Origin of the sequence: Mycobacterium sp. (genome assembly GCF_035697385.1) — a bacterium.
Classification (GTDB): Bacteria; Actinomycetota; Actinomycetes; order Mycobacteriales; family Mycobacteriaceae; genus Mycobacterium.
On the sequence record NZ_DASSCY010000042.1, the window covers coordinates 23646 to 34944 of the forward strand.

At 66.3% G+C, this 11299-nt stretch carries 10 protein-coding genes and 1 pseudogene; 5 read left to right on the forward strand and 6 right to left on the reverse strand.

All coding sequences use genetic code 11. The features are described from left to right. Positions 1–8 precede the first annotated feature (8 nt). The 6 genes from VFH65_RS04010 to VFH65_RS04035 form a co-directional block, all read right to left on the reverse strand. On the reverse strand, positions 9–1193 hold the full coding sequence (locus VFH65_RS04010) for an NAD(P)/FAD-dependent oxidoreductase (protein ID WP_353319841.1): 1185 nt from the start codon (positions 1191–1193) through the stop codon (positions 9–11). Further along, positions 1190–2497: an FMN-binding glutamate synthase family protein gene (locus VFH65_RS04015; RefSeq protein WP_353319842.1), complete on the reverse strand. Its 1308-nt coding sequence runs from the start codon at positions 2495–2497 to the stop codon at positions 1190–1192. The genes VFH65_RS04010 and VFH65_RS04015 overlap by 4 nt, the downstream gene beginning before the upstream one ends. Beyond that, a complete protein-coding gene (locus VFH65_RS04020) occupies positions 2497–3192 on the reverse strand; it encodes a protein glxC (protein ID WP_353319843.1) in 696 nt (231 codons plus the stop codon). Before VFH65_RS04020 ends, VFH65_RS04015 begins: the two co-directional genes overlap by 1 nt. Further along, entirely contained in the window at positions 3189–4073 is an 885-nt protein-coding gene (locus tag VFH65_RS04025; RefSeq protein ID WP_353319844.1) for a glutamine amidotransferase, read from the reverse strand. Before VFH65_RS04025 ends, VFH65_RS04020 begins: the two co-directional genes overlap by 4 nt. Before the next feature lie 26 nt (positions 4074–4099). Then, positions 4100–5404, reverse strand: coding sequence for a type III glutamate--ammonia ligase (glnT, locus tag VFH65_RS04030; protein ID WP_353319845.1), 1305 nt, complete (start codon positions 5402–5404; stop codon positions 4100–4102). 105 nt (positions 5405–5509) lie between these two features. Further along, on the reverse strand, positions 5510–6763 hold the full coding sequence (locus tag VFH65_RS04035; RefSeq protein ID WP_353319846.1) for an ammonium transporter: 1254 nt from the start codon (positions 6761–6763) through the stop codon (positions 5510–5512). Positions 6764–6891: 128 nt separating this feature from the next. Here VFH65_RS04035 and VFH65_RS04040 point away from each other — a divergent pair, with 128 nt between their 5' ends. The 5 genes and pseudogenes from VFH65_RS04040 to VFH65_RS04060 all read left to right on the forward strand — a co-directional run. Continuing rightward, positions 6892–7344, forward strand: a complete 453-nt coding sequence (locus VFH65_RS04040; RefSeq protein ID WP_353319847.1) for a hypothetical protein — start codon at positions 6892–6894, stop codon at positions 7342–7344. A gap of 119 nt (positions 7345–7463) precedes the next feature. Next, on the forward strand, positions 7464–8729 hold the full coding sequence (locus tag VFH65_RS04045; protein WP_353319848.1) for an aspartate kinase: 1266 nt from the start codon (positions 7464–7466) through the stop codon (positions 8727–8729). After that, on the forward strand, positions 8729–9763 hold the full coding sequence (locus VFH65_RS04050) for an aspartate-semialdehyde dehydrogenase (RefSeq protein ID WP_353319849.1): 1035 nt from the start codon (positions 8729–8731) through the stop codon (positions 9761–9763). The genes VFH65_RS04045 and VFH65_RS04050 overlap by 1 nt, the downstream gene beginning before the upstream one ends. Positions 9764–9858: 95 nt before the next feature. Next, positions 9859–10968 carry a DUF4185 domain-containing protein gene (locus tag VFH65_RS04055; protein ID WP_353319850.1) on the forward strand — a complete coding sequence of 370 codons (1110 nt, stop codon included), beginning with the start codon at positions 9859–9861 and terminating at the stop codon, positions 10966–10968. 72 nt (positions 10969–11040) lie between these two features. After that, positions 11041–11299 (forward strand): annotated as a pseudogene (locus VFH65_RS04060) (hypothetical protein); the annotation flags it as partial.

Consider the following 11299-nt stretch of genomic DNA (forward strand, 5'->3'; position numbering starts at 1 on the left):
ATCAGGAATCATCGCATCTGGCCCGCGCCGACATACGGATACGGGCTCTTGAGCGGGTCGCTCTCGGCGAACCGGGACAACCGGAAGTCGGATTCCGGAATGCGCGGGTCGGCGCTTCGCCCGTCGACGATGAGATCAGCGACCAGTCTGCCGACGGCCGGTGCGATCTTGAAACCATGGCCGCTGAATCCGGCGGCCACGATCAGTCCGTCGATCCCGGTCCGCGAGATCACCGGGTTCCAGTCGGGTGTGACGTCATAGCAGCCGGCGTAGCTGCTGCTGATCGACGCGTCGGCGAAACCGGGGAACCGCGTGCCGACCTTGTCGACGGTGAGGTCGACGAATGCGTCGTCGGCGCGGTTGAGGTAGTTGTCGGGGTCGGCCACCGTGACGTCGGAAAGGTCGCTGTTGCCGAATAGCACGTCGCCGCCGAGCTCCGGGCGGATGTACTGCAGAGAGACGAGGTCGGAAAAGACTGGCACCGGGCCGATTTCGACACCGGGGTTGATCATCACGATCTGCTCGCGCACGACCCGGATCGGAACGTCGATCCCGTACGGCGCGAGAAAGGGGTTGGTCCAGACGCCGGTGGCGACGACGACGGTCCCGGTTGAGATGTCGCTCCCGTCGGCCAGTCGGACTCCGGTGACCTTGTCGCCGTCGACCAGCAGTTCTGTCACTGCGCAGCCCTGGCGAAGCCGCACACCGGCGCCGCGCGCGGCGACCGCGAAGGCCTGCGCCGTCTGATAGGCGTCGCCATACCCGCCGCGCGGCTCCCAGCCGAACGCCGCGAACGGTTCCAGGTCGGCGAACGGCCACATCTCGGCCACCTCGCCCGGCCCGATCTCTTCGGTCTGCACGCCGACGGTGCGTTGTGCGGCAAGGCTTTTGCGCAGGGACTCCGTGTCGGGCACCCCGACACCGACGACGTAGCCGGTCTGCCGGAAGCCGATGTCGTGACCGAAGATCTCCTCGGCCTTCTCGAAGACCTCCAGGCCGACCGTCGCCATGGCGGCTAGCGAGCTCACGCCGTAGTGGCACCGGACGATGCCGCTGGACTTCCCCGTCATTCCCGAGCCGACCGTATTACGTTCGGCGACAACCACATCGGTGACGCCGCGCGCGGACAGTGCCCACGCCGCCGCGGCCCCTTCGATGCCTCCGCCGACGATCACGACATCCGCTGTGCTCACTGGCCGGGAATCCAATCGGTTCCCGCCAGCGGCACCCTCGCCATCGCCGCGGCCTCGATGCTGACCGCGACGAGGTCCTCGGGTTCCAGGTGGCCGACGTGCGCCTTGCCGCAGGCCCTTGCGATCGTCTGGGCCTCCATCGTCAACACGCGCAGGTAGTTGGCCAGCCGGCGACCGCCCGCGACCGGGTCGAACCGGGCGGCCAGCTCTGGATCTTGCGTGCTGATCCCCGCCGGGTCGTTACCGTCCTGGAAGTCGTCGTAGAAACCCGCTGCGCTGCCCAGCTTCTCGTACTCGGCGGCGTAGCGCGGGTGATTGTCGCCCAGCGCAATCAGCGCGGCGGTACCGATCGCAACCGCGTCGGCACCCAGTGCGAGCGCCTTGGCCACGTCGGCGCCGCTTCGGATGCCGCCGGAGACGATGAGCTGAACCTTGTGGTGCACACCGAGTTCCTGCAGCGCCTCAACGGCCTGCGGTATCGCGGCGAGCGTGGGAATGCCCACGTGTTCGATGAACACGTCCTGGGTGGCGGCGGTCCCGCCCTGCATGCCGTCGACCACGACGACGTCGGCCCCGGCGTGCACGGCAAGCTTCACGTCGTAGTAGGTGCGGGTGGCGCCGACCTTGACATAGATCGGTTGTTCCCAGTCGGTGATCTCGCGTAGTTCGCCGATCTTGATGGTGAGGTCGTCGGGACCGGTCCAGTCGGGATGCCTGCAGGCCGAGCGCTGGTCGATGCCCTGCGGCAGCGTGCGCATTCCGGCGACGCGCTCGGAGATCTTCTGCCCGAGCAGCATGCCGCCACCACCGGGTTTGGCGCCCTGCCCGAGGACCACCTCGATCGCGTCCGCCTTGCGCAGGTCGTCGGGGTTCATCCCGTAGCGCGACGGGAGATATTGGTAGACAAGGTATTTGCTCTGCCCCCGCTCCTCGGCGGTCATCCCTCCATCACCGGTTGTGGTGGACGTGCCGACCTCGCTGGCGCCGCGGCCAAGCGCCTCCTTGGCCGGGCCTGACAGCGCGCCAAACGACATACCGGCGATAGTGACCGGAATATCAAGGTGCAGCGGATGTTTGGCGTAGCGGTCGCCGAGGACGACGTCGGTGCCACACCGTTCGCGGTATCCCTCGAGGGGATAGCGAGACATCGACGCGCCGAGGAAGAGCAGGTCGTCGAAGTGTGGCAGCGCACGCTTGGCGCCCCAGCCGCGGATGTCGTAGATGCCCGTCTCCGCGGCACGCTGAATGGCGGCGATGGTGGGCCGGTCGAAGGTGGCGGACTCGCGTAGTGCCCAGTTGCTCATCAGTAACTCGATGCGTTGTCGACGTCGAAGTGGTAGAGGCTGCGGGCGGACCCGTAGCGGGTGTACGCCGAAGTGTCGTCGTCCTCGAAACCGGCCGACTTCAAGAGGCGTTCGAGCTCTTCGTGGTGTTCGGGTTGCATCTCCTTGGCGACGCAGTCCGCACCCAACGATGCGACCGTGCCGCGGACGTAGATGCGTGTCTCGTAGATCGAGTCGCCAAGAGCCTCACCGGCATCGCCGCGCACCACGAGCCGCCCCGCCTGCGCCATGAACGCGCTCATATGACCGATGTTGCCCCCGACCACGATGTCGACGCCCTTCATCGAGATGCCGCACCGTGCGGCGGCGTTGCCGTCGATCACGAGCAGGCCACCGTGTGCGGTGGCGCCCGCCGACTGCGACGCGTTGCCCTTGACCCACACGCTGCCGCTCATCATGTTCTCGGCCACCCCGGTGCCCGCGTTGCCGTTTATGACGATCTCGGCCTGCTTGTTCATGCCAGCGGCGTAGTAGCCGACATGGCCGTCGACGGTGATCTTCACCGGGGCGTCGACGCCGACTGCCACATTGTGTGCACCGGAGGGGTTTTCGATCACGAGCTCGCCGTCCAGGCCCGCGGCGTGTAGTGCCGCGTTCACGTCGCGCAATGATGTGGAGCTCAAGTCGAAAGACCTTGAGGATACCGTGGCTGTCATTTTTTCCGTGCGTAGACAACCTCCGGCTCCGGTTCCCAGATCCTGGCGTTCTCGACCCCGGGCAGGCCGACGAATGCCCGGTATTCACTGGCCATCGCAACCCAGTCGTCGGTCTCGGCGATCACAGCCGGCTTGCACGCGATCGCGTCGCGCACCACGGCGAACGAGTCGCGATTGGAGACCAGCAGCGTGTAGAAGCCGTCGAATGTGCCGCACAACTCTTTGAGCGCGGTCTCGACGTCCAGTCCGTCGGCGAGCTTCTGCGCGACGAAGCGGGCACCCACCTCGGTGTCGTTGTCGCTGTCGAATTCGACTCCGGTGGCGCGCAATTCGCGGCGGATGGTGGCATGGTTGGCAAACGAGCCGTTGTGCACCAGGCATTGATCGGGCCCGACGGCGTAGGGGTGGCAGCCTGATGGCGTCACCGCCGATTCGGTCGCCATCCTGGTGTGGCCGACTCCTTGCCACCCCGCAGCGTTGGCTAATCCCCAGGCGTCGGTCAGCGCCCGCGGATGCCCGACGCCCTTCAACACGGCAAGGTCGGTGCCGAACCCGGCGATCAGCGCCCGCGGGTAGGCCGCCTTGGCCGCGGCCAGAAGCGAGGCCGACGAGCCCTGAGCGGTAAGCAGATACGTCTCGTCGAGCCGAGTGACCGACACGTCGGGTCCCAGCGCGGAGGCCACCTCCTCGGGGGTTGCGTCGACCTCCAGAAGTGAGAGGCTGCTGCGCCCGGGCGGCGTCCACGTGGGGTCTCCGTACACGGCGACGCCGGCGGAGTCCGATCCGCGGTTCGCCATCTCGCACAGCATTCCGGTGAGGAGTTGTCCCAGCCGGGGATGGAGCACCGGATTACGCAGGTGCAGTCCGACGATCCCGCACATGGCTTGTCTCCTTTCTCGTTAAAGATTCAGAACGCGGTCAGGTACTGGTCGACTTCCCACGGGCTGACCGCGCTGTGGTAAGCGAAGAACTCCTCGCGCTTGAGCTTCGCGAAGTATGCGGCGACTCCTTCGCCGGCCGCGTCGAGCACGCCCGCGACGACGGCGTCGCTCTCGAGCTCGTCGACCGCGTGCAGTAGCGTCGGCGGCAGCGTCGAACGGCTTTGGGAACCAACGGCTCCCGGGTCGGAGCTGCGCTTGATGCCGTCGATGCCCGCGCCAAGTGCCGCGGCGATAGCCAGGTAGGGGTTGGCCGAGCCGTCACCGCCGCGCAGTTCGACGCGCTGGTCGTCGGGGACTCGGATGTAATGGGTGCGGTCGTTGCCACCGTAGGTCGGGGTCCGCGGTGCCCACGATGCGCCGGACGCCGTCGACGTCGCACCGGTTCGCTTGTAGGAGTTGACCGTTGGTGCGATGACGGCTTGCAGCGCGCAGGCGTGGTCGAGGATGCCGCCGATGAACGAGTATGCGGTCGGTGACAGGCCGAGCCCGCGCTCGTCCTCGTCGCCGGCGAATGTCGGGCTGCCGCCGCTGGTCAGGGACAGATGCAGGTGCAGGCCGCTGCCGGTCTTGTCGGCGAACGGTTTTGGCATGAACGTGGCGACCATGCCGCGCTCTGCCGCGATCATCGACAGCAGATAGCGCAGTGTCACCACGCGGTCCGCGGTGGTCAGCGCGTCGGCGAATTGGAAGTTCTGTTCGAACTGGCCGTTGCCGTCCTCGTGGTCGTTGGCGTAGTTGGACCAGCCGAGCTGGTTCATCGCCGTCGAGATCGTGGTGAGGTGGTCATACATGCGCGTGACGCCGCGTGCGTCGTAGCAGGGCTGGGCGGCGGTGTCGGCGGCATCCGCGACGGCCAGGCTGCCATCGCCGTTGCGCGTCAACAGGAAGTACTCGACCTCCGCACCGACCCACGGCTCGAAGCCGGCGTCGGTGGCCTGCGCAATGAGGGCCTTGAGGATGACGCGCGGCGCATACGGCCAGGGCTGGCCCTCGACGTGCGGATCGCAATGAACGATCGCCAGCCCGTCCTTGATGAACGGAATGGGCGTGAACGACGCCGAGTCCGGAATCGCCATCAGGTCCGGATCTTTCGGCTCCTGGCCGATGGCCCCGACGGCGTAGCCCGCGAACCCGACGCCCTCCGTGGCGAGCAAGTCGACGGCCTCGACCGGGACGAGCTTCGCGCACGGCTTTCCGCGCAGGTCGACGAACAGCGCGAGGATGAACTTGGTTCCTGACTGTTCGGCCAGGGCGGCGAGATCGGGCGACATTGATTGACCTTGTCTCTTGAGATGAATCAAAGTATCACGATATGAAACTGCATGCACGGCGAACGGCCGGCGCGGCCAAGTGGTCCGCGCCGGCCGACCTCCGTTTTAGGCGGGCGCGAGTTCGTACGCCGCGTCCCTGTGGAACTTGGCGTCGATGCCCGTCTCCTCTTCGTCGGGAGAGATGCGGATGCCGATCGTCTTCTTGATCGCGAAGGCGATGATGAAGGCGACGATGAACGAGTACGCCATCACGGCGCCCGCCGCGACGGCCTGCCTCCACAATTGATCGATGCCGCCGCCGTAGAACAGGCCGTTGGTGGCGTTCGGCATCGTCTCACTGGCGAAGAAGCCGATCAGCAGGGTGCCGATCACGCCGCCCACCAAGTGCACGCCGACGACGTCGAGCGAGTCGTCGTAGCCGAAGCGGTACTTGAGCCCGACCGCCAGGCCGCAGACGGCGCCCGCCGCGGCTCCGACCCCCATGGCGCCGACCGGGGTGACAGCACCGCAGGCAGGGGTGATGGCCACGAGCCCGGTGATCGCGCCGGAGGCGGCTCCGACGCCGGTGACGTGGCCGTCCTTGAGCTTCTCGACCGCGAGCCAGGCCAGCGTTGCCGCGCAGGTGGCGACGAACGTGGTGACCATGACGATGGCAGCCGAGTTGCCTGCGGCCAGCGCGGAACCACCGTTGAACGCATACCAGCCCGCCCACAGCAGGCCCGCACCGAGCAGCGTGAGCGGGACGTTGTGCGGCTTGCGCAGTTGGCCGAAGCCGAGCGACTTGCCAAGCACGATCGCAACGGCAAGCGCAGCGGCGCCCGCGTTGATGTGGACGGCGGTGCCGCCGGCGAAGTCGATGGCCTTGAGGCTGTTGGCGATCCAGCCGCCGACGGAGTTCTCGGTCACGACGCCGTCGAATGCGAACACCCAGTGCGCGACGGGGAAGTAGACCAGCACCGCCCATACCGCGGCGAAAACCATCCATGCGCCGAACTTCATCCGGTCGGCAGCCGCACCCGAGATCAGCGCGACGGTGATCGCCGCGAAAAGCGCTTGGAACAACGAGAACAGGCTGATCGGTAGCCCGGCGATGGTGGTCATCGGCTCGGTGAGGTTCGACATGCCGTCGAATTCGGTGAAGCTACCGACGAAGCCGCCGTAGGAGGTGCCGAAGGTCATCGAGAAGCCAAAGAGCACCCACAGCACGCCGACGATGGCCACGGCGCCGAAGGTCATCATCATCATGTTGGTGGAGCTCTTGACCGAGACCATGCCGCCGTAGAACAGGGCGAGCCCGGGAATCATCAGGGTCAGCCCGATGATGCAACACAGCATGAATGCCGTGGTTCCTGTATCCATTCCATCTCCTGCAGTGGTGCGACCCCCCGCGAGGGTCGATCACTGGCAGTAACCGATGTTTCTGTTACGTAGACAAGCCGTGGATGTTGCACGCACGTAAATAGTCGGCCGTCCGTACAGTTCGTCCGGTGAAGCTAGATCGGCGATGGTGGATCGCCATCGGCGTCGCGGTGTTCGCGGCCGTGGCGCTGGTATTGCAATACACCGTGTTTGACCGGCCGTCCGAGGAATGCCGACCGGTCAATGACCTCCTGGACTTCAACCGCGCGCAGGCCGAGCACGTCGCATCCAAATCCGGCGACGAGCAGGGCATCCCGACAGCGGCCGAAGACGCCGCGTACCAAGCCTGGGCCGACGGGTTGGCTGAACGCGCCCAACAGGTGAACTCGCCCGACCTGGCCCGGACGGCGGCCACGGTCGCCAGTCTCGCCGACGAGTTCGTCGCGAACCTTCAGGTTTTGCGCGCTCAAACGGAAGCGCGTGCTCCTGGCGCTCCGGCGCCGCCTGCGGCGTACGAGATGAGGGCGTTGGACGCCCGAATCTCTGAGAATCTCGACGAGCTGACGAAGGCCTGTTCTTGACGGTGGTCACCACGGCGTCCTGCGGGGCTGCTGGCCACGTCAACGAACGCTACCGGCGGAGTAAATGAGATGCGCCGAACCCTTATTCTTGGTTGGACTCCATCGCGAAAGGTTCTCTAGTGGCGCTCGTCGTGCAGAAGTACGGCGGATCCTCGGTGTCCGATGCCGAGCGGATTCGCCGCGTCGCTGAGCGCATCGTCGAAACCAAGAAACAGGGCAACGACGTCGTCGTTGTGGTCTCGGCGATGGGCGACACCACCGACGAGCTGCTCGACCTGGCCAGGCAGGTGTGTCCGGCGCCGCCGCCGCGGGAAATGGACATGCTGCTGACGGCCGGCGAGCGGATCTCCAACGCGCTGGTGGCGATGGCCATCGCTTCGCTGGGCGCGCAGGCACGCTCGTTCACCGGCTCGCAGGCCGGCGTGATCACCACAAGCACGCACGGCAACGCCAAGATCATCGACGTCACGCCGAGCCGGTTGCAGGCCGCCCTCGACGAGGGCCTGATCGTGCTGGTCGCCGGTTTCCAGGGCGTCAGCCAGGACAGCAAGGACGTCACCACGCTCGGCCGCGGCGGCTCGGACACCACTGCCGTGGCGCTGGCCGCGGCTTTGGGTGCCGACGTGTGCGAGATCTACACCGACGTCGACGGCATCTTCACCGCCGACCCGCGCATCGTGCCCAACGCCCGCCGGATGGACACGGTGTCGTTCGAGGAGATGCTCGAGCTCGCCGCATGCGGTGCCAAGGTACTGATGCTGCGCTGTGTGGAGTATGCCCGCCGCTACAACGTTCCCATCCACGTCCGGTCGTCGTACTCGGACAAACCCGGCACATTCGTGACCGGATCGATAGAGGACATCCCCATGGAAGACGCCATCCTGACCGGAGTCGCACACGATCGCAGCGAGGCCAAGGTGACGATCGTCGGCATCCCCGACGTTCCTGGCTACGCCGCCAAGGTGTTTCGCGCCGTCGCCGACGCCGACGTGAACATCGACATGGTGCTGCAGAACATCTCCAAGATCGAGGACGGCAAGACCGACATCACCTTTACCTGCTCACGGGACAGTGGACCTGGGGCGGTGGAGAAGCTGACCTCCCTGCAGGAGGAGATCGGTTTTTCCAAGGTGCTCTACGACGACCACATCGGCAAGGTGTCGCTGATCGGCGCGGGCATGCGCAGCCATCCCGGTGTCACGGCGAAGTTCTGCGAAGCGCTCGCCGGCGTGGGGGTCAACATCGACCTGATCTCAACTTCGGAGATTCGAATCTCGGTGCTGATCAAGGACACTGAGCTGGACAAGGCCGTACTCGCCCTGCACGAGGCGTTCGGGCTGGGTGGGGACGAGGAAGCTGTGGTCTACGCGGGAACGGGACGTTAATGGTTGCGATTGGTGTAATCGGAGCGACCGGTCAGGTCGGCCAGGTGATGCGGACGTTGTTGGAAGAGCGCGACTTTCCTGCGACCAGCGTCCGGTTCTTCGCCTCCGCGCGCTCGCAAGGTAAGAAGCTGCCGTTCCGCGGGCAGGAGATCGAGGTCGAGGACGCCGAGACCGCCGACCCAACCGGGCTGGACATTGCGCTGTTCTCCGCAGGGGCGACGATGTCGAGGGTGCAGGCGCCGCGGTTCGCCGCAGCCGGCGCAGTGGTGATCGACAACTCGTCGGCCTGGCGCAAGGACCCCGACGTGCCGCTGGTAGTCAGCGAGGTCAACTTCGCGCGCGACGCGGGGACGCGGCCGAAAGGCATTATCGCCAACCCGAACTGCACGACCATGGCGGCGATGCCGGTGCTCAAGCCGCTGCATGACGAGGCCGGGCTGGTCCGGATGATCGCGTCGACCTATCAGGCGGTGTCCGGAAGCGGGCTGGCCGGAGTGCACGAACTCTTCAGCCAGGTACGCGCGGTGGTGGACGACAGCGAGCAGCTCGTGCACGACGGATCGGCGGTCGAGTTTCCCCCGCCCGAGAAGTACGTCGCGCCGATCGCGTTCAACGTGGTGGCCCTTGCCGGTTCGCTGGTCGACGACGGCTCCGGTGAGACCGACGAGGATCAGAAGCTGCGCAACGAGAGCCGCAAAATCCTCGGGATCCCAGACCTTTTGGTGAGTGGGACGTGTGTGCGGGTACCCGTGTACACGGGCCATTCGCTGTCGATCAACGTCGAGTTCGCCAGGCCGCTGTCAGTTGAGCGGGCGCGCGAGATCTTGGCAGGCGCACCTGGGGTGAAGCTGGTCGACGTGCCGACGCCGCTGGCCGCCGCCGGCGCCGATGAATCCCTCGTCGGCCGGGTCCGCCAGGATCCTGGCGCACCGGACGGGCGCGGTCTCGCGTTGTTCGTATCCGGTGACAACCTACGAAAAGGTGCGGCGCTGAACACCATTCAGATCGCCGAGTTGCTGGCCGCCGAGCTCTAACTCCCTTGCGCCGAAACTGCATTCCGGCAGAGAAAGTGCGAGTACGGGCCTGCCGGAATACAGTTTCGGCGTTGATCGCGACGGCGCTGCTCGGTATGGCGCTGCTGCACGTCCCTCCGGCTCACGCTGAACCGGCTGCGCCCATTCCCGATCCGGTCCTGCCGCCGCTGGCGCCCGGTCAGGTAATCCGGATCGGCCCGACGGCCGGAACAGGCACGCCGACAAGGGATTACGGCATCGGAGCCACCGACCTATGCGAGTTCATGGAGTTCCCGAGCGGCATTCTGCAGATATGCGGTGACAGTTTCGCGGGCCAGGGTGTCGGGTTCGGCGGCTGGTGGTCACCGGTCGCGCTGCATGTCGAGACCGACTCGATCGACGACCCGACCGGAGTCCGCTATGACGGCGTGATGGGTGTCGACAAGCCACTGCTGGCCGACCGCCCTCCGCAGGGAACCTCCCAGCTGCCCACCGGCGTCGTGCAGATCAATCGGGAAAACTACATGCTGGTCACGACCACCCGAGACCTGATCGTCGAGTCATCCAGACTGGTGAAAGCCGATCCCGCGCAAGGAAATTGGCCGACGGTGCCGGGGTCGGTCCGTGACGCGTCCTACCAGGACGGCCGGCAGTCGCAGATCAGCGGCTATTACGATCCGATTCCCACGGCGGACTCACCGACCGGGTGGGTGTACATCACCGCCAACAACTTCGACCGCAGCGGGCCGATGGTGCTGTACCGGGCCAAGCCTGAGACCTTCGCCGACCGGGACAGCTGGCAGGGCTGGTCGTCGGCGCCCGGCCCTGATGGCGGCTGGAACAAGCCACCGACGCCGTTGTGGCCGGACAAGATCGGTGAGATGTGCGTCAGGCAGATCGACGGCAAGACCGTGCTGTCGTACTTCAACGCCAGCACCGGCAACATGGAAGTCCGCGTCGCAGACAGTCCCACGGTCCTAGGCGCCGCGCCGGTGACGACGGTCGTCTTCGCCACGGAATGGCCGGATCCCGTCGAACACCTAGGGCCGCCGGAAAACAACCGGCTGGCGCAGCCCTACGGCGGCTACATCTCGCCGGGCTCCACGCTCGAGGAGTTGAGGGTGTTCATCAGCCAGTGGAACACCGGGCCCCGCGGAGGTACGCCGTACCGCGTCATCCAGTTCGCGGTGAACCCCTTCAAGCCGGGACACCTGCCGATGTCGTGACGGGCGAACTCACAGCAACCTCACACCTGAATCATCGATGCGACCTATCTGGGGGCGGCCATCATGGCGGGCATGAGTGAAACACCAGAGCACCCGACCGAGACCACAGGACCGGTGTCCGCGCAGACCGTCACGACCGCACCGCCACCGCCGCCCGCCCCGCCGGCGTACGTCGCGCCGCAGCAGCCGTACAAGCAGAACCGGCTGAACCAGGTCGCGGCATGGGTGGGCATCGTCGCCGGGTCCGTCTTCGTCGTCGCCGTCATCTTCGGGACCGGCTTCGCGCTGGGTAAGCACTCCGGCGACCGTGGCTTCGACCGGCACGACGCGG

Coding starts and splice junctions, on each gene's coding strand:
- VFH65_RS04015 (WP_353319842.1), bottom strand. CDS start 2,497: ATGAGCAACTGGGCACTACGCGAGTCCGCCACCTTCGACCGGCCCACC.
- VFH65_RS04020 (WP_353319843.1), bottom strand. CDS start 3,192: ATGACAGCCACGGTATCCTCAAGGTCTTTCGACTTGAGCTCCACATCA.
- VFH65_RS04025 (WP_353319844.1), bottom strand. CDS start 4,073: ATGTGCGGGATCGTCGGACTGCACCTGCGTAATCCGGTGCTCCATCCC.
- glnT (WP_353319845.1), bottom strand. CDS start 5,404: ATGTCGCCCGATCTCGCCGCCCTGGCCGAACAGTCAGGAACCAAGTTC.
- VFH65_RS04035 (WP_353319846.1), bottom strand. CDS start 6,763: ATGGATACAGGAACCACGGCATTCATGCTGTGTTGCATCATCGGGCTG.
- VFH65_RS04050 (WP_353319849.1), top strand. CDS start 8,729: ATGGTTGCGATTGGTGTAATCGGAGCGACCGGTCAGGTCGGCCAGGTG.
- VFH65_RS04055 (WP_353319850.1), top strand. CDS start 9,859: ATGGCGCTGCTGCACGTCCCTCCGGCTCACGCTGAACCGGCTGCGCCC.